Here is a 19,501-nt window from a genome sequence, read left to right as displayed (position 1 = left end):
GCTTATTTCGGTTGAATATATCCTTCTGCTTTGAGCAGTTCAGCAATCAGTACGGCTCCACCAGCTGCTCCGCGCAGTGTGTTGTGGGACAATCCAACAAATTTATAGTCATAGAGTGAGTCTTCACGCAAACGGCCTGTAGAAACGCCCATGCCACGCTCGATATCACGATCAAGCTGAGTCTGCGGTCTGTTCTCTTCCTCAAAGTACGTAATGAACTGCTTCGGCGCGCTTGGCAGAGCCAGCTCTTGAGGACGACCTTTAAACTGAGACCAACGCTCCAGAATTTCATCTTTGCTCGGTTTTTTCTCGAAGTTCACAAAAACCGTTGCCAAGTGTCCGTCTGTTACCGGCACACGAATACATTGTGTTGTAATCAATGGTGCAGATGCTTTAACGATCTGATTATTCTCTACACTTCCCCAGATACGCAGTGGCTCCTGCTCACTTTTTTCTTCCTCGCCACCAATGTAAGGAATCACGTTATCTAGCATTTCAGGCCAGTCCGTAAAGTTTTTGCCTGCTCCCGAAATCGCTTGATATGTGGAAGCTACAACCTGTGTCGGGTTAAACTCACGCAATGCATGTAGAGCCGGCACATAACTTTGGATGGAACAGTTTGGTTTTACAGCGATAAAACCTGTCGTTGTGCCCAGACGTTTTTTCTGAGCTTCAATAACCGCCAAGTGGCCCGGGTTAATCTCAGGAATAACCATGGGCACGTCTGCTGTCCAGCGGTGTGCGGAGTTGTTGGACACGACAGGGGTACCTGTTTTGGCATAAGCCTCTTCCAGCGCCTGAATTTCATTCTTTTTCATATCCACGGCACAGAAAATAAAATCAACCTGGCTGGCAAAAGCTTCAACCTGAGATGCATCTTGCACCACAATGTTTTTCACAGGCTCAGGGATTGGAACCGCTAGTTTCCATCTTCCCTTTACAGACTCTTCATACGTTTTACCTGCCGAGTTGGCACTTGCTGAAATCGCTGTTACTTCAAACCACGGATGTTGATCCAGCAGGTCTACGAAACGTTGACCTACCATTCCTGTTCCTCCGACAATACCGACTTTTAATTTTGCTGACATGGAATCATCATTTCCTTTCGATTTAAGTTAGAACATCTGTTACTGTCATCGTACATGGGATATTTGAAACTTGATTACCCTATCATTCACACTATTCAGGTCCATCCAAAGCGTGTAATCCCAGCTCCGAAAAAACCAAAAAATCCCATCCCCAAGACAAAAGTCTCAGGGACGAGATTGAACACTCGTGGTACCACCCAGATTCGCAAATATGTCGCCATATTCACCTCTTCAAGTATGTGAAGAATAACCCAGCCCCTATATAAGTTAAAGTAGTTATTTACACGAACACTTCGATGACAGAATAACCTTCCAATCGCTGTTATCCCCAGATTTCTTGATTCCCTTTTAGTAAGGGAAAATCCGGTGATAAAGGCGAACGCTTCGCTTCTCCAGGTTTTTTCTGCCCTCTCCGTTTTTGTGTAAAATAAAAGTTCAACTAATCTAGATGCTGTCTTCATCCGTTTATACTCTAGCTCTATAACAGGAGCGCCTGTCACACCATCCTTCAGCGTAAGCCGATTCCGATGTGCTGCTCAGAGTCTTTATTCGATAAAAGGTTCTTTGCTCCTTTTCAGCTACCGGAGCTCTCTGATGAAAGAATGATTTTTATCTACTCGTCTCGTCGTTGCATTTGATATTGCGATTATAATATCAAAATTCCAGTACGGAAGTAAACACATTTTTTAAATTTGCTTGAATTGGATGTAATAAGACAGAATGAAAAACAGCCCTCGCACGAACCGTTCACGCCGAAGGCTGCGTATATGGATTTCAATTGGACAAAAAACGTTATTACATTTTACCCGGGTATTGAGGTTCGTGCACATCATCTGGCACCGTTTCATCAAAGACATCTTGACCCGGATAATCCCGCACTTCACCCTCGTGCAACTCATGGTTCTCATAGTCAAAACGGTGTGCGGTTCTCTGATCTGCTCGCCACGGAGAGCTCTTCCCAAGCGACTCAGACAGCAAGGTTGAACCGTAAGGACCCTCCGGAAATTCTTCAAGCGTAATGTCATTCCGCTGCGACTCTACAGTGGACACGTCTGTGTATTCTCGTCTATCTTCCTGCAAAAACTTCTCTTCCATCACTCGTCCCTCCTGATCGTCTTGAGATGATCAACGCACCTTTATGGTGAGCGAAACGTAAAGTTTTTATGCGTTTTCAATGGAAAACACTGCGTTTCTGGTGCTAATACGACAAGCGAAATCAGCACCTTCATCTACGCCACTTACCAATGGCGCAACGATACCAGCACAACAAACACAAGCAGTCCAAGGATACTGATCCAGGTATCCCGCCTGCTCCAGGACAGAAGTGAGGAACGAGCGCCAAGCGCGCCGTTTTCTCTCACCTTGCGCATCTCCATCGCAATCGTCATATCCTCAGCGCGCTGAAACAACGCCATGATCAGAGGAATAACCATAGGTCCTAAATCTCGTACCCGAACCGTATTTGGCTTCAAAGCCGCTTTTCCGCGTGCCCTTACGATCAGTGAGAACCGTTGCCACTCACTCCAAATCATTGGAATAAATCTAAAAACCAAGGATACAGCCAGTGCAAACGAAGCTACAGGCAGCTTGATTTTTCTCCCGTAAGCCAGCACCCAGTTCAGTCCTTCAACCATGCGTCCATATGGCGTCGTAAGTGAGAACCACAGACTTGCAAGGGTTACGATAAACAAGCGGTAGAGATTAAGTAATGTTCCCTCGGCCTGAGTCAAGGAAAATCCCAGTTGAATCCCGATATCTCCTGTGGTTAAGGTACTTCCCGATAGTGCTGTAGATAGAACAAAAAACAAAACAAGTGGTTTCATCAACTTGATACATCCCATCAGCATTTGTCGAGGCAAGATAGCCAAAGCACCAGCCACAGGAATCAGAGTTAACGTTAGTCCTCCCCAATGATGCTGAAGCATCGCCGCTGTAACAAGCAACATATACAATATCCATTTCAGACGCGGGTCCATTATGCTTTTCAGACGGCTGGAAGAACTGAATGAACTCGAAGAAGGGACCGTTCTTTCGTTACCGCTCAACAATGAATCTGTTACGGCAGAAACAGCAGCTTCAAGTCTATCTGCTTTGGAAATAACCGTTCCAGATGTCCTTGTACATGTCTCTTGTGTCATCGCAACGGTGTCATGGTCATTCTCCGCGTTGAGAGAAGTATCCGTCATCTCCATCCCGGATCTTAACATGGATTCCGCCATTTCTTCAGGAGTCATGGGTTGAGAACTAATCGGTATGCCTGCCTCCCTCAGCTGCGCCGCTAGTCGCATGGATGGAGGCAGACCGATTCCCGCTTGCACTAATATCTCCGGCTGCTGATGCAGTTCCAGCGGCGTCAGGTCTGCTTCCAAACGCCCATCCCTTAATAAAAGTACACGATCTGCATGCGGCAGGAATGTATCCAGGTCGTGCGTCGCAATGACCGCTCCTCCGCCTTCCACACGATGCTCATGCAATGAATCAAGCAGCAACTTGATACTCTGTGCCTCAAGCCCTGCGCTAGGTTCATCTAACAAAAGCCAGTCTGGCTGGGTCACATAACCAAGTGCAAGTCCTAATCTGCGCTTTTCTCCACCACTAAGCGCAAAGGGCGACCTGTCCAAGTGAAAACGTCGCTCTGCATCATCTCCTCTATGCGGGTCCCAGTGTGCCAAGGTTGCTTCGATCCGCTGTTCTTGCTCAGCTTCACTCAAACGATAAGGGCGAAGGGAATATAACAGCTCTCGCTTAATATTTCGGGCAAACAATTGTTGCTCTGGAAACTGGAACACAAGTCCCATCTGAAACAAAACGGACTTAGGTACCTTGCCGTCATGCCACATCGGCTCTCCTGCAAGCGTAATGTCCCCGGAATCCGGCTGCTTAAGACCAGCTATCGTCTGCAGTAGCGTTGTCTTGCCAGAGCCAGTGCAGCCCAGAAGCAGTGTGATTTCACTACGGTTCATTGTTACCGAAATATGATCAAGTAAGGTTCGTTTCGTCTCATCATGAACTCGCACGTATATATTATTAAGTGCAATCACCAACGCGCAGCCTCCTTCGCAAGCTGCTCAGGCCGGAGGGGGTTAACACCCTTCAGTCTTCCCCGCTGTTTCAAGATCAGGCATGTCTTCACTGTGAAAGGCGGTTCCAGCCCGACCTTTTCACAAGGAGATTCAAGCCTTTCATACGGGTTCGTATCTGATGATGCCTCCATAGCTGTGACCTCTGGATAGAAAAAAGTCTCCGGCATGCCGTCATAGACACATTTACCCTTACTCATAGCCATAATCCTATCACATAAGGTCGCTTCTTCTAGGTGGTGAGTAATCCAGATTACTGCCGTACCGTTGCTGGTGACGGACTGCACAATACGTTCTATGCGGTCTCTCGCATCTGGATCAAGCATCGCTGCAGGTTCATCCATAATCAGTACATCCGGCTTGGCCGCAAGGGCTGTAGCAATGTTAAGTAACTGTTTCTGTCCACCGGACAAACGGGCGATCACCATATCCAACGGGTGGTGAAGTCCCACAAGATGTAGCGCTTCTTGTCTACGTCTAGCTTTCTCTTCGCTCGATATATGTAAATGCGATAAAGCAAAATGAAATTCTTCTTCAATCGTATCTCCCAGCACCTGTGCATCGGGCTGCTGTAACACACCGCGAATGGTCAGGTTTGCAGGCACATTTCGCTCTCCGGCGGATAAGGGAATGAAACCAAGCAGCAATCCGGCTAACGTGCTTTTCCCACTGCCATTAGCGCCCACGATACTTAACCACTCTCCCGCTTTGAGATTAAGCGAGACACCGTCCAGTGCCTTTTTAACTTCACCGCCTTCAGTAGCGTAGTGAACACGGACATCTAGCAATGAAATGATAGGTAACTTGTCTTGCATTTCGAAATTAGTCCTTTCACATTCTGAAATTATATGATAATATCCTAATCGTCAACCAAATATAAATAATAAGTTAACAATTATTCTATCAAAATCGAAAGGATTGTACAAACATGAAATTATCTTTGCGAGGTATCGTATTTAGTGCACTTATGGCTGCCATTCTCGTTATTTTCGGATACATAAGCATTCCTCTTGGCTTTTCACCTGTACCCATCACGTTACAAACTTTAGCTGTGATGTTGGCTGGTGGACTGCTCGGGCCACTCTATGGCTTTCTCAGTATAGCCCTTGTCGTTGTTCTTACAGGACTTGGTTTCCCTCTATTACACGGTACAGGCGGTCTTGGTGTACTACTGGGACCAACCGGGGGATACGTAATGATGTGGCCGTTTGCCGCATTGCTCATGGGTCTATTCCTCTCCAAAGTGCAAATCCGGGGATTTAAAGGATTTTTGTTTGCTTTTATCATCATTGAGTTGTTTGGTTCCCTGTTAATCTATGTTACAGGTGTTCCTTGGCTGGCTTATCGATTCAGCATGTCGTTATCGGATGCGATGATTCAAGGTTTCTACCCTTATATTATCGGAGATCTGATCAAAGCCATCTTCGCCACAATCATCATTGCTCCAGTTCGCATCGTATATCCGCCTTCGCGGCTGACAGGTCATATGCACTCTAATGTAGTAAAAGCAAGTTAACAGCAAGCTTCCTTCCCTAACCAACTATTTATTATGAACGAACCACAAACAACCGCTACATTTTTCTTGAGCGGTTGTTTGTTTAATATGAAGATAAATTATTGCAATTCTTCCATTAGTAAATCATCGAAATGTGTATCGTTAGCTAGACTTAGGCTTTACTTGCTTCTGTTCCGACAATTTTCAAAAGCATATCCTTATTGCTTACTTGTCCAGTAGCTTGCGGGATAACATCATTGTAATCTGCTGAATTCGTTACAATAATTGGTGTTACGGTATGATAACCAGCCGCTTTAATTTGTTCAATATCGAATTCCAGCAGCAGATCACCTGCCTTTACTCTATCGCCTTCCTCAATGTAAGAGATAAAATGTTCTCCATCAAGTTTGACTGTGTCCACACCCACATGTACCAGAATCTCCGCACCGGAATCCGAAACCACAGCAAGCGCATGTTTCTTTTTAAAAGCGACGGTTACCGTTCCATCAAAAGGAGCAACAACCCGGCCTGTTGATGGCTCAATCGCAATCCCTTTACCCATCGCGCCTGAAGCAAACGCCGGATCTGGAACCTCGGCCAAATCAACAATTTTACCTTCAATCGGGCTTAATACCGCTTGATCGGAAGTAGCTGTAGCCTGAGCAGATGACTTCGAAGAAGCATCTTTACGAGGTGTAGCCGCTGCTCCAGCAGATGGTGCGGAATCTGCCTTTTTCTCTTCATCATCGACAGGGTCTTTGAAGCCCATGATATACGTTAATACTGCGGAAACAATGAACGATGCCACGATACCGATAATCAAGCCTGGAAAACCTTGACCACCCGGTCCGTAGAAGATTGGCAAAGTCAGCAATCCAGGCGCACCGGAAGCAAAAGCTTGCGTACCTGCCTGACCGATAATGGCACCACCGACGGCACCACCGATAACCCCTGCAATAAACGGACGTTTTAGCGGCAACGTTACACCGTAAATGGCCGGTTCTGTAATCCCGAACAGAGCTGTAAGTGTTGAAGAACCAGCGAGTGTTTTCAATTTTTTATTTTTTGTTTTGAGCATGACACCAAATGCTGCACCCGTTTGAGCAAAGACAGAAGCTGTCGCTGCTGGCTTCACACCGTCCTGACCGTGTACGGCAATGTTATTAATAAATACAGGCACCAGACCCCAGTGTACACCGAAGATCACGAGCAGTTGCCAGCTTGCACCCATTACCGCTCCGGCAAGTAGCGGGCTGAATCCGAATGCAGCCACCATCGCCGATGCAATGCCGTTACCGACATATACACCGAATGGTCCGAAGACAAGCAGTGTGAGCGGAACCATAATAACAAGCAAAAATAGCGGTGTAACAAAGTTTTTAATACTATCGTGAAGTATCTTGTTAAAGAACTTCTCCAGCTTGCTCATCACAATAACGGCTAGAATAATAGGAATGACGGTCGAAGCATAACTCATCAGTACTACGGGAATACCGAAAAAGTCTGTTGGCGTTCCGTCCGTTTTCAACTGAATAATCGTTGGATAGATCAATGCACCTGCTATGGTCAATGCAACAAATGCATTTCCTTGGAACTTACGTGCTGTTGTAACCGCTAACAGCAACGGCAAGAAGTAGAACAAACTATCTGCTGCTGCATACAGAATGATATAGGTCGTGTCTGTCTTTTCAAGCCAACCGACATTGTTCGCAATCAGCAACAATCCTTTTAAAATACCTGCTCCAGCCATTACACCAAGGAGCGGTGCAAAGATGCTGGAGATGACGTCAATGATACCGCCTAACCCCTTAACCTTTTTACTGCTTTTTTCTTTACTCGATGAATCATCCAAAATATTGCTGATCTGACCAATCGCCTGGTAGACTTCAGGAACCTTGTTGCCCACGACAACCTGGAATTGTCCACCGTTTTCCTTAACAGCAATGACACCTTCCGTTTTCTCCAAACCTGCTTTGTCGGCCTTGGAATCATCCTTCAATACAAACCGCAACCGAGTTGCACAGTGTACCAGTGATTGTACGTTTTTCTCACCGCCAACCCGTTCAACAATCTCTCTAGCTAATTTCTCTTGACTCATAATTTGCCCTCCTACGTTGTGTCTATAAAATTGAACTGAAAGTCTTTTACACGGTCACTCCGATGACAGAATAACCTTCCAATCGCTGTTATCCTCAGATTTTTTGATTCTTTTTAAAATGGGAAAAATCCGATGATAAAGGCGAACGCTTCGCTTTTCCAGTTTTTTTCTGTCCTCTTCGTTGATGTGTAAATGATAATTCCATTTATATAACAGGCTCCTACCGATTTTTTTGCACACAAAAAACCTAAGCCTTGCGTAAATGGACATAAAATGCCGAAATACACATGACTTAGGTTTTGCCTGCATAACCAGTAACAATCCCAGTTAAATCGTATTCAATTCCTGTTACAAACATAATATTATAATATACCCATTTATGTCAATAATTAAAATGTTAACGGTTCACAACACGTTCGATGTGTACCGTAAGATATAACTTTTCCTCATTGGTGAGTTCATGATCATACTCTTTTTTGACAAACAATGCGATTTTCTCTACACATGCTGCTGCTTCGGGATGTTTCTCCTTAATCATGTCGTAAAAATGATCATAATTGTTGTCATAATGAGTCCCGCTAAGCACTCGCTGGGAGAAAAACTTCAGATGAGTGATAAAACGGAAATAGCTGAGAGACTCCTCATCAAACTCCATTTTGAAATGATACTTGGCGATATTAATAATCTGCTGGATAAACTTCGTGATATTCATCGTCGTAATCACTTCTTCGTTCATTTCCGCATTCACAATATGTAGCGCAATAAAAGCCGCTTCATCTGGTGGAAGCTCAATATTCATCCTACTGTTAATCTGCTCCAGCATGCGAAGTCCCAGCCCAAACTCGGCCTTGTACAACTGCTTGATCTCCCACATCAAAGCATTTTTAATTTCGATTCCCTCATGATAACGCTCGATGGCAAAATGAATATGATCTGTAAGCGAAACATAGATGTTCTCATTCAATTTACGTCCCAAATTGTCACGCGCATGGGCAATCATTTCCTCCACAATCTCAACAAGCTCCATCGGAACTTCACGCAAAAGCGTTTTGAAATTATCGGATGTCTGTTTATTTTTCAAGGCAAATACTTTCTGAATGCGGGTCTCGTCTACTTTATCCCCCGGCTTCTTCTTAAAGGCAATCCCACGTCCCATCACCACAAGCTCTGCCCCGTCGGCCTGATAGATGCTAATGACGTTATTGTTGATAACCTTTGCTATTTTCACTTCAATCCCCCCGTCACGTTCCACTCTCTAGTCGCCAAGATATATCCAATTATGGGCATGCAAAAAAAACCTGGAGCATCACAAAATAAACAAGACGTGGCGGTCTGCTTTTTTTGGTGCTCAGGTTTTGCCTACGCGTGTGATGTAGTAACAATCCCAGTAACGATATATTTGCGTCAAGTATAGCGTGAACTGCGTCATATGTCAACGCTTTCAACGGTCAGACACGAGGAAGTTACATGAATCATGCAACTTCCTGATGCTTGAAGACAGCTGTTTTAAAAAACACTGAGATTAATTGTTTCCCAGGTCTGTACCGCCAGACGCAATGACATTTTTATACCATTCGAAGCTTTTCTTTTTGATCCGAGTCAATTCGCCCTTACCTTCATTGTCACGATCCACATAGATGTAACCGTAACGTTTTCTCATCTCCCCGGAAGAAGCACTGACGATATCGATAGGCCCCCAGCTGGTATAACCGATGATGTTACATCCATCCTGAATGGCTTCACCCATCTCAGCTACATGGCGTTTCAAATAATCAATTCGGTACGAGTCATCGACTTCACCCTCAGGGGTCACCTCATCATGTGCACCAAAGCCATTTTCCACCACAAACAGCGGTTTCTGATAACGGTCATGTAGCTGATTCGCCGTAATGCGGAAACCTTTGGGATCAACCGTCCATCCCCATTCCGATTTGGCCAAGTATGGATTCGCTATGGAACCGAACACGTTGCCACTGGTCATATTTTTGTTCACTTCTGGGTCAGTACTGGTTGTCCGACTGGAATAATAGCTAAATCCGATATAGTCTACCGTGTGGTTTCGCAAAATGTCAGCATCCTGCGGTTCCATCACAATGTTCAAGTTGTGATCCTTGAAGAAACGTTTAGCATAACCAGGGTACTCCCCGCGTGATTGCACGTCGATGAAGAAATAGGACTCTCTGTCCTTCTCCATGCCCTGGAATACATCTTCCGGGTTACACGTGTAAGGGTAGAAGCTACCTGCTGCGAGCATGCAACCAATCATGGCATCAGGGATGATCTTATGACAAGCTTTAACGGCAAGCGCACTTGCAACGAGTTGATGGTGTGCCGCTTGGTATTGAATTTCTTTGATGTTGTCACCTTCCGTAAACGCCAGTCCGGCACCAAGGAAAGGAAGATGAAGCAACATGTTGATCTCATTGAACGTCATCCAATATTTCACCTTGTCTTGGTAATGCGTAAATACCGTTTTGGCGTAAGTCTCAAACAAATCAACTAGTTTGCGACTTCTCCAGCTACCATATTTCTCAATCAGATGTACAGGCACATCGAAGTGAGCAAGCGTAACCACCGGCTGGATGCCATGTTTCAACAGTTCATCAAATAGATCATCGTAAAATTGCAAACCCGCTTCATTCGGCTGCGCATCCTCACCTGTCGGAAAGATCCTTGCCCAAGCGATCGATACACGTAATGCTTTGAACCCCATTTCGGCGAAAAGAGCGATATCTTGCGGATATCTGTGATAGAAATCAATCGCTTCATGTGATGGGTAAAACTCGCTAGCGAGCGGTGTAAACGCTGGAACGTTGCCTTTCATAATGCTTCTACGGTTTTCTCCCGTCGGCAACAGGTCAACGATGCTCAGCCCTTTACCGCCTTCAAGGTATGCTCCCTCTGCCTGATTGGCCGCAATCGCTCCCCCCCACAGAAAGTTTTCAGGAAATTTAAATGTTGTCATTTGTATTCTCCTTTCAAATATGTAACTCCATGATCCGCCCCTTTTCTGCCCTCCAGATCTGCCACTTGGAAAATAGAAAAAACCCGAACCAGCCTGTATACACGATAGCGTGTATCACAAGCCAGCTCAGGTTATGCCCGTATTCGGTAACATTCCCAGAAAACATTATGCGGATTAGATAAAACATTACCAAGAAACAGGAAATATGTCAACGCGCGCATTTTAATTAGACATACCTGTTGGCTCATCAAAGGTTTACTCTTTTATGTCAGCCCCGTTTCTCAAATGCTTATAATTTGTAAAATGTAGCACAGTTATCACCAAAAATCAGCTGCCGCTCCGATTCTGGCAAGCTCTGAACATGCGTTTGCAACAGATTGAAAACCTGTGCGTATGTACCAGCTACGGTACATACCGGCCAGTCTGATCCATACATCACTCGCTTTGGTCCAAAGGCTTGAAGCACGGTATTTATATAAGGCGCAAAGTCTTCCTGTGTCCACTTTTTCCATTCCGCTTCGGTGACCATGCCAGACAATTTGCAATAGACATTTGGATATGCCGCAATCGCTTCCATGGTTTCCTTCCAAGGCGAACCGATTCCAGCCTTAATGTCCGGTTTAGCCAGATGGTCAATGACAAAGCGCTGCTGTGGGAACTTTTGAACCAATTCTACCGCATAAGGAAGTTGCTCCTTCGATACGAGCAAATCGTAGGCTAGATCGTGCTGTTCCAGCAGGGCAATGCCTCGTTGGAAGTCCTCACGCAACACGAACTTTACATCAGGCTCGTCCTGAATGACATGACGAACCCCCTTCAGCCACGGGTTAGCCGCAAACTTTTCCAGTTGAGATGATGCTTCCTCAGAGCGTAGATCTACCCAGCCAACTACGCCTTTAATGAAACCATGCTTGTCCGCAAGTTCGAGAAGCCACTCGGTTTCTTCAAGAGTTTGGCGCGCTTGAACAGCTACACAGCCCGAGACGCCGGAATCCGTAAGTATTGGCTCTAGGTCTTCTGGCAGAAATGAACGTTGAATCACACTCATCTCTTCACCGATCCATCCATAATCACGAATGTTATAATTCCAAAAATGTTGATGTGCATCGAGTTTCATCATCAGTGCCCTCCTGTGTTGTCCACGTTAGTTCAGTCTACTAACATTCATATTAATATAAATCAAATGCAGCAGATAAGCACTAATTTTCGAATGAATTTTATTCCAATTGTAATGGTATTTCCTTCCTGTTAACTGTGATATATTTACTGTTCAGAAAACGCTTTCAGTATTTTAGGTTCATCATCTTGATTTTAAAAAAGGAGATGTTATTGATGCCAAAAAAACGAAAGTCCATCCTCTCGATCACCGTTGTTGCCGCCTTGGTTCTGTCTATGTTCTCCACGGCCATGGCCTCTGCTGCAACAAGCTCCCACGAACCCGACAGTAAACCAGCCCCCGTAAGTAAAATGCAAACTTATGTTAATGCAATGGAACCAGGCTGGAATCTGGGTAACTCGCTGGATGCAGTTGGGGATGATGAGACGGCTTGGGGCAACCCGCGCATTACGAAAGAGCTGATACAATCGATTGCCGATCAAGGGTACAAAAGCATTCGCATACCCGTTACCTGGGAAGCGCACATCGGTGACAAACCGGATTACAACATTGACGCGGCTTACATAAATCGGGTTCAGGAGGTCGTAGGCTGGGCGCTTGATGCCGACCTCTATGTCATGATCAATCTGCATCATGATTCCTGGCGCTGGATCAGCACCATGGAGAAAGACTATGATCACGTTCTTGCGCGTTACAATGCCATTTGGACACAGATTGCAAACAAGTTCAAGGATGCACCCGAGAAACTGATGTTCGAGAGTGTCAATGAACCCCGCTTCACCGAAGGTGGCACTACGAATGCAGATACCGGATACCGCATGCTGGATACGTTAAATACTTCTTTTCATCATATCGTAAGATCGTCCGGCGGTAACAATGATACCCGTCCACTTGTACTGCCTACCATGCATACTTCATCGGCTCAGCCTGATCTGGATGCGTTGAATCAGACGATTCAAAAGCTGGATGATCCTAATCTCATCGCTACCGTACATTATTACGGGTTCTGGCCTTTCAGCGTGAACATTGCGGGATTTACCAAATTCAACGACGAAGTACAAAAGGACGTTACCGACACGTTCGACCGCGTTCACGATGCCTTTACAGCCAAAGGTATTCCAGTCATCATCGGTGAGTACGGTTTGCTCGGATTTGACCAGCATACAGGTGTGATTGAACAAGGTGAAAAATTAAAGTTTTTTGAATTCGTTGGACATTATTCCCGGCAAAAACAGATGACAACCATGCTTTGGGACAATGGACAACACTTTGGACGCACTAGCTATACTTGGTCAGATCAACAACTGTTTGATATGATTCAGGCGAGCTGGAACGGACGTTCCTCCACCGCAGAGACCGATCAGGTTTATCTAAAACAACATGAACCCGTTCAGGATGTGAAAATTAATCTCCATTTGAATGGAAATCGCTTCTTTTCCCTGAAAAATGGCACAACTGCACTGCTACGAGGTAAAGATTACTCGATTCGAAACGGTGTACTCACTTTAAAATCAAGCCTGCTAACCCGATTAACCGCTGAAAGCAAGCTGGGGGTAAATGCCACACTGACAGCCGGGTTCAGTGCAGGTGCAGACTGGACGTTGAATATTATTCAATACAACACACCTGTTTTAAATGATGCGCAGGGTACAACCAGTGCTTTCGCTATTCCTGTCACATTTAGTGGCGATCAGCTCGCAACGATGGAAGCGACCTATGCCAATGGAGAAAATGCCGGCCCTCAGAACTGGACGTCATTTAAGGAATTCGCCTATACGTTTAGCCCGGATTATGATCGTAACGTCATTGAACTGAAACCTAACTTTTTTAACGAAACCAAAGATGGCGAAATCCAGCTCAAGTTCCATTTCTGGAGTGGTAATGTGATTGAATATACCCTTACGAAAAAAGGCTCCATCGTAGAGGGCGCAACATTAGATTGAATAACGTACAAGTCAACCTTCATACCTTGATTGTAATGAGGATTGAGGAGGAATTGACATGTTTAAACGTGTAGATCGTCTTGCCATTGAATTGCCTATATCGAATAATCCCGACCCCAACGGAGCCAGTGCCGTACAGGAATTGCTTGGTGGAAAATATGGCGAGATGTCAACGCTGAACAATTACATGTATCAGTCGTTTAACTTCAGAGGCAGATCCAAGCTACGTCCCTTCTATGACATTGTTGCCAGTATTACAGCAGAAGAATTCGGTCATGTCGAACTTGTCGCGAACACGATTAATTTGATGCTTGAAGGTTCAACGTCACCTGGCGAACCAGACTCCATACCGCTTCGCATAGCCAAGGATTTACGTATGACTTCGCATTTTATTGAATCCGCGCAGACGGCACTGCCCTATGATTCCATGGGAAGACCTTGGAATGGCTCGTATGTTTTTAGCAGTGGTAACTTGATTTTGGATCTGCTGCATAATTTCTTTTTGGAATGTGGTGCAAGAACACACAAAATGAGAGTGTACGAAATGACCGACAACAATACGGCTCGTGAGATGACAGGTTATCTGCTTGTCCGGGGCGGTGTGCACATTCTGGCATACGCCAAAGCGCTGGAGATTGCGACCGGGGTTGATGTGACGAAGCTGATTCCCATCCCCTCTCTTGACAACAAAGCGTTTGAGACCACCCGCAAATGGGAAGCGATGGGTGAACAAAGACGATTGTACACGTTCAGTGACAAGGATTATCAGCAGATTGCCCAGATATGGAAGGGTGTGCATCCTACCGACGGAGGTAAACTGGAGGCCTTTGCAGGTTTACCGGGTTACGGAGGGCCCATTCCTGAGCTTCCTGATCTACCGGAAGAATTTGCTCCTGGAATATCGCCGGAGGACTTTCTTCAGATTGCAGAACGACTTAAGCGGAATGCCGGATTATAATAGGATTAGAAAAAAGGGAAACCTGCGGAGGATGAATCCACCCGGTTTCCCTTTTTTTGTAGCTCTTATTTTACATGATATCTCCTATTGCGGCTCCGTAAACTCCACCGTCAGTACCTTTTTCTCATTCGCCTGCACGATACCACTTGTTATCGCTCTCACAGAAGCAATAAACTCATTCCCGCTCGGGATCAGCACAGGAGTAATCAACGGCAGTCCAGCCTCCTCGATGATATCCATATCAAATTCAATGAGTAGTTGTCCAGCAAGCACGGAATCCCCGCTTTTCACATGAGTAACAAAGCCTTTTCCTTTCAGACCGACGGTATTGATACCGATATGAACCAGCAGTTGAACTCCTGTCTCGTGCTCTAAAATAACCGCATGTTTACTCTTATCCATGACATGGGCAACAACGCCATCAAACGGAGCATATACTTTGCCTTCGGAAGGCTCGATGGCGAAGCCCTCTCCCATATGTTTTTCCGCAAATGCCGAATCAGGTACCTGCTCCAGTTCAACGAGTGTACCATGGATCGGGGATGCAATCTCAAGTAGTTTCACTTTGGGACGAGATGCGGTGTTGACCGATTCCGTTACCGTTGCCGAAGATGTAGAAGAAGCTATGCCTGATGTGGATGAAGCAGTCGTTGATTCCACCGACGAACTGTTACCGGAAGCTGTCTCTACAGCTTGATCTTTATAACCAAAGAACCATGTCAGTGCAAAAGCAATCGCCATTGCCGTTACGTTGGACAAAATGTACAAAGGCAATTGACTATTCAGATATAGAAGTGTTCCGGGAATTACCGTTACTGCCATACCCGTACCTTGCAGATGAAAGAGTGAAGCGATGAAACCACCAACGGCTCCCCCGATCAGGCCCATTACAAATGGTTTCATATAGCGCAGATTCACACCAAAGATTGCGGGTTCAGTGATACCCAGGAATGCAGATAACGATGAAGGAAGCGCGAGTGCTTTGAGCTTCATATTTTTGGTTTTCAGACCCACCGCAAGACATGCCGCTCCTTGTGCAGCCATTGCACATGTAATAATCGCGTTAAACGGATTGAAGCCCGTTTTTTCAAGCAATTGAATCTCAAGAAAGTTAAAGATATGATGTACACCCGTAACCACAATGATCTGATGGAAAAAACCGATAATAATGCCTGCGATTCCGTAAGGCAGATCGAGTACAGCCGTTGTTCCATGCAGAACCCACTCTTCAAGTGAGTGAAATACAGGACCAATAGCGAATAGTCCTAGCGTAATCATCACCGTTAACGTAATGAATGGAGTCAAAATCAAATCCAGTGCCTCAGGCACACGTCTACGCAATACTTTTTCAAACTTCGCACCGAGTAAACCTACAAAAAAGGCAGGCAGTACCGATCCCTGATACCCTACGACGGGGATAAACCCGAACATATGCAAGGGTTGCGCCGAGCCATCAGCTACAGCATAAGCATTCGGCAGCGCTGGATTCACCAGCATCAGACCAAGTACAATCCCGAGCACGGGGCTCCCGCCGAATACGCGGAATGCAGACCAGGCGACAAGCGCAGGCAGGAATGCAAAAGCCGTATCCGTTAGAATCTGCGTGAACAGCAAAAAGTTTGGCGATATGTCATCAGGCGTTGCGCCGAACCATGCCAGAATTTCATTTTGCGTAAGCAGACCGCGCAGCCCCATGAATAGCCCTGTCGCTACCAGCACAGGAATAATCGGAACAAAGACATCACCAAATGTGCGAATAGCCCGCTGGAATGCATTGCCTTCCTTTTTCCCCTGACTCTTCACATCTTCTTTCGATGTCCCTTCAATCCCCTGCTTCTCCACCTCTTCAAAAATTCGGTTGACCGTACCTGTGCCGAAAATAATCTGATATTGGCCCGAGTTGAAAAAGGCACCCTTCACCTTGTCGATATTCTCAACTTGCTTCTGATCAATCTGCTCTTTATCCTTCACCATAATGCGAAGCCGTGTTGCACAATGTGCAAAGGAGGCGATATTGTCTTTTCCCCCGACAGCCTGGATGACCTCTTTAGCAATACGCTGATTATCCGACATGTTGTCTCATCCCTCTCTCATTCAATCTAAACATTCCACATAACCGCTCTGAAATCCGCCTTGCCTCCGTGTGCAAAAAATCGAATATCCATACTGTCTCGGCTTGGGAAGATTCGGCTAGTGAAGACTTCCTGTCCATCGTTGACAAATATCTCAACCGAGGACGAATCCACAAACATATGCAGCTTGATTACAGCATCTACATCTATATCTTCATCCAAAGTACAGGTGCGAATGGTGCCATTGGCTTCAGATAGTGTCGCACCAGACTGACTGCGATCCAATATAAGTTTGCGCTGAATGCGATCATACTGAATGACCGTTTTCTCCGTATCGCTCGCCCGGAACTCAATGCCCACAAGGTCTGCATCGTTCTGGCTAATCTCACATTGGAGTTCGTAAGCGATACCATTAAAGCCTGCAAAGGATCGGCTTTCATTGCTAAGCGAGTCCTGAGTCCGAATACCTTGCTGATCCTTGCGCAGCTGAGCCATTTCAGGAACAGGTTGCTGAATAAGCTTGCCGCCTTGAATCGATAATTGCCGTGGAATCGTTAAACAATGAGCCCAGCCACTGTCATCTGTGGGATACGCCAGATCAGGAAGTCCCATCCATGCAACCAGGATTCGTCTTCCGTCTGGAGATTGCATCGTTTGCGGCGCATAAAAGTCAAATCCACGATCCAGTTCCTCAAACTCCCCATGTGTGAATTCTCTCGTATCCAGGTTTAGAGGTTCACCAATGAGGTATCCCGATTGATAAATGTTTTGGTAGCGGTCTGATTCGGCCGGAATGCCTTGTGGTGAGAAGATGAGTACTCCTCGCCCTTCAAGCTCCAGATAGTCGGGGCATTCCCACATGTAACCGAAGGAAGACAATGTTGTGCCGATCTCCCCAAGAAACTGCCAATGTTTCAAATCTGCCGAGCAATACAGAACCGTGCATCCTGTCTCATCCGTACGCTGGGCTCCAATGACACCATAATAGACATCTTCGTGTAGCCACACCTTCGGATCTCGGAAATGTTCGGTATATCCAGTCGGTACGTCAGAAATGACAGGATGCTCGAATTTTGTGACTACATTGTGCTCATCCATGAACGCCAAGCACTGAAACGGATGTCTAATCCAATTCTCATCTCGCGTATTGCCTGTGTAGATCAGGTTTAACATGCCATCTTTTTCAATCGCACTTCCGGAATACGCTCCGTGGGAGTCATAAGGAGTTCCGGGTTCAATCGCAATACCAACATTCTCCCAAGTCACCAAATTTTTAGAACGGTTATGATACCAGTATTTCATGCCGTGCTCCGTTCCAAGAGGGAACCATTGATAAAACAGATGGTAGTAACCTTCATAAAAGGAAAATCCGTTCGGATCGTTGAGCAAACCGGTTACGGGCTGAATATGGTAACCCTGTCTCCATGGACATGCAGCGATCTTAGCTTCCAGTGCAGCAATCTCTCCCGGTTCAGCTTGCTCAATCCGCCGATAGAGCTGCTCTCTTGTCATTTTCATACGTCATATCAATCTCCAATCATGATGCAAAATCAGAAGTTCCACTCTTAGAGGAACCGGTTCCAAAGCAGACAAAAAAATAATTCCATACAACCATTGTTGCTGACCGGTGTCATCATTCTCGAACTAAACACTAGAATGGAACCGGTTCGATGGAATTATCATAAAGGATCAATTTATATTTTGTCAACGCTTTCTCGGGGAATTAATTCAACATCCATAACGGTGTGCTGACTTACACGCTCCCCTTTAACCAGCTTGCTAATATGACTTGCGGCGAGTTTTCCGGCCTGCAAATAATGATATTTTACCGTCGTCAATGTCGGATGAATCATTTCGGTGATATCGTATCCGCCGAACCCGGCTACTGACATTTGCTGGGGGATGCGAATTTTTTGAAAGGACGCGGTTTTCATGACGCCCATCGCAATATTATCTGTCGCTGCAACGATAAGAGAAGGTCTGTTTTCTTGCAAAATCTCCGCTGCCGTAAGCACTGCCTCTGACATTTTAAAGCTCGTTTCATAATACCTCACCGTACAATCACTGCACTCGTCAATGGCACGCTTAAACCCTTGTTTACGATGGATACCTACAGCCTGGTCCTTCTCGCTTACCCCCATGTACACGATGTCCCGGTGTCCTTGTTCCACAACGTATTTGCCCATCAGATACCCGGCTTGTTCGTCGTTGTGAATGAGACTATGCAGTAGCTCATGCTGCTGTCCTACCAGTAACACGGGAAGCTGGATGTCTTCTATGGCCTTCAGGTGTGCATCCGTCATTTCAGCGGCAAGCAGAATGATCCCGGACACTTTTTGTCTGGCAAAATCATAAATAGCATCAATCTCACGCTGCATATCCTGACTCGTATTGGCAATGAGCATCTGATATTGCAACCCTCTTAGCTCCTCATCAATGCCGATTAGCGTCTGTGATGTCGCATAGGAATCCAGCCTTGGAACCACTGTACCGATAATGCTGGTCTTTTTTGCTTTGAGACTCTGCGCAAAGGTATTCGGAACATAATTATATTCTTTAATAATACGCTCAATCTTCTGACGGGTATCTTCGCTGACCGAGCCGCCATTTAGGAAACGGGATACGGTACTCTTCGCCACGCCTGCCATTTGAGCAATATCTGAAATCGTTTTATTCATAAGAAAC

14 protein-coding genes are annotated in these 19,501 nt (G+C 45.7%); 3 read left to right on the top strand and 11 right to left on the bottom strand.

Annotated elements, in window-relative coordinates:
- Positions 1-2: 2 nt before the first annotated feature.
- The 4 genes from asd to ACT89M_RS13355 form a co-directional block, all read right to left on the bottom strand.
- Positions 3-1,088: an aspartate-semialdehyde dehydrogenase gene (gene asd, locus ACT89M_RS13370; protein ID WP_090924033.1), complete on the bottom strand. Its 1,086-nt coding sequence runs from the start codon at positions 1,086-1,088 to the stop codon at positions 3-5.
- A gap of 795 nt (positions 1,089-1,883) precedes the next feature.
- Positions 1,884-2,183, bottom strand: coding sequence for a hypothetical protein (locus ACT89M_RS13365; RefSeq protein WP_154889385.1), 300 nt, complete (start codon positions 2,181-2,183; stop codon positions 1,884-1,886).
- Positions 2,184-2,326: 143 nt separating this feature from the next.
- Positions 2,327-4,129, bottom strand: a complete 1,803-nt coding sequence (locus ACT89M_RS13360; RefSeq protein WP_308722018.1) for an ATP-binding cassette domain-containing protein — start codon at positions 4,127-4,129, stop codon at positions 2,327-2,329.
- Positions 4,126-4,983: an energy-coupling factor ABC transporter ATP-binding protein gene (locus ACT89M_RS13355; RefSeq protein WP_308721870.1), complete on the bottom strand. Its 858-nt coding sequence runs from the start codon at positions 4,981-4,983 to the stop codon at positions 4,126-4,128. The genes ACT89M_RS13360 and ACT89M_RS13355 overlap by 4 nt, the downstream gene beginning before the upstream one ends.
- Before the next feature lie 113 nt (positions 4,984-5,096).
- Here ACT89M_RS13355 and ACT89M_RS13350 point away from each other — a divergent pair, with 113 nt between their 5' ends.
- The gene (locus ACT89M_RS13350) at positions 5,097-5,684 is read left to right on the top strand and encodes a biotin transporter BioY (RefSeq protein WP_221788598.1); all 588 of its coding nucleotides are present in this window, start codon (positions 5,097-5,099) and stop codon (positions 5,682-5,684) included.
- Between the two features lie 151 nt (positions 5,685-5,835).
- Here the strand turns inward: ACT89M_RS13350 and ACT89M_RS13345 are convergent, their stop codons facing one another.
- From ACT89M_RS13345 to ACT89M_RS13330, 4 genes are all read right to left on the bottom strand, one after another.
- A complete protein-coding gene (locus ACT89M_RS13345; RefSeq protein ID WP_154889392.1) occupies positions 5,836-7,761 on the bottom strand; it encodes a beta-glucoside-specific PTS transporter subunit IIABC in 1,926 nt (641 codons plus the stop codon).
- Between the two features lie 397 nt (positions 7,762-8,158).
- A complete protein-coding gene (gene licT, locus ACT89M_RS13340) occupies positions 8,159-8,989 on the bottom strand; it encodes a BglG family transcription antiterminator LicT (RefSeq protein WP_090924027.1) in 831 nt (276 codons plus the stop codon).
- A gap of 294 nt (positions 8,990-9,283) precedes the next feature.
- The gene (locus ACT89M_RS13335) at positions 9,284-10,726 is read right to left on the bottom strand and encodes a 6-phospho-beta-glucosidase (RefSeq protein ID WP_308721871.1); all 1,443 of its coding nucleotides are present in this window, start codon (positions 10,724-10,726) and stop codon (positions 9,284-9,286) included.
- Between the two features lie 289 nt (positions 10,727-11,015).
- On the bottom strand, positions 11,016-11,846 hold the full coding sequence (locus ACT89M_RS13330; RefSeq protein WP_308721872.1) for an amidohydrolase family protein: 831 nt from the start codon (positions 11,844-11,846) through the stop codon (positions 11,016-11,018).
- Between the two features lie 212 nt (positions 11,847-12,058).
- Here ACT89M_RS13330 and ACT89M_RS13325 point away from each other — a divergent pair, with 212 nt between their 5' ends.
- Together ACT89M_RS13325 and ACT89M_RS13320 are read left to right on the top strand one after the other, a co-directional pair.
- A complete protein-coding gene (locus tag ACT89M_RS13325) occupies positions 12,059-13,786 on the top strand; it encodes a cellulase family glycosylhydrolase (RefSeq protein ID WP_487345284.1) in 1,728 nt (575 codons plus the stop codon).
- Positions 13,787-13,844: 58 nt separating this feature from the next.
- Entirely contained in the window at positions 13,845-14,744 is a 900-nt protein-coding gene (locus ACT89M_RS13320) for a manganese catalase family protein (RefSeq protein WP_308721874.1), read from the top strand.
- 84 nt (positions 14,745-14,828) lie between these two features.
- Here ACT89M_RS13320 and ACT89M_RS13315 read toward each other — a convergent pair whose 3' ends face one another.
- The 3 genes from ACT89M_RS13315 to ACT89M_RS13305 form a co-directional block, all read right to left on the bottom strand.
- Positions 14,829-16,817, bottom strand: coding sequence for a sucrose-specific PTS transporter subunit IIBC (locus tag ACT89M_RS13315; protein WP_154889401.1), 1,989 nt, complete (start codon positions 16,815-16,817; stop codon positions 14,829-14,831).
- Between the two features lie 26 nt (positions 16,818-16,843).
- Positions 16,844-18,334 carry a glycoside hydrolase family 32 protein gene (locus ACT89M_RS13310; protein ID WP_154889403.1) on the bottom strand — a complete coding sequence of 497 codons (1,491 nt, stop codon included), beginning with the start codon at positions 18,332-18,334 and terminating at the stop codon, positions 16,844-16,846.
- Positions 18,335-18,510: 176 nt separating this feature from the next.
- Positions 18,511-19,494, bottom strand: a complete 984-nt coding sequence (locus ACT89M_RS13305; RefSeq protein ID WP_154889405.1) for a LacI family DNA-binding transcriptional regulator — start codon at positions 19,492-19,494, stop codon at positions 18,511-18,513.
- Between the last annotated feature and the right edge of the window lie 7 nt (positions 19,495-19,501).

Source organism: Paenibacillus sp. NN59 (assembly GCF_057597225.1).
This window is presented reverse-complemented; position numbering and strand designations above follow the sequence as displayed.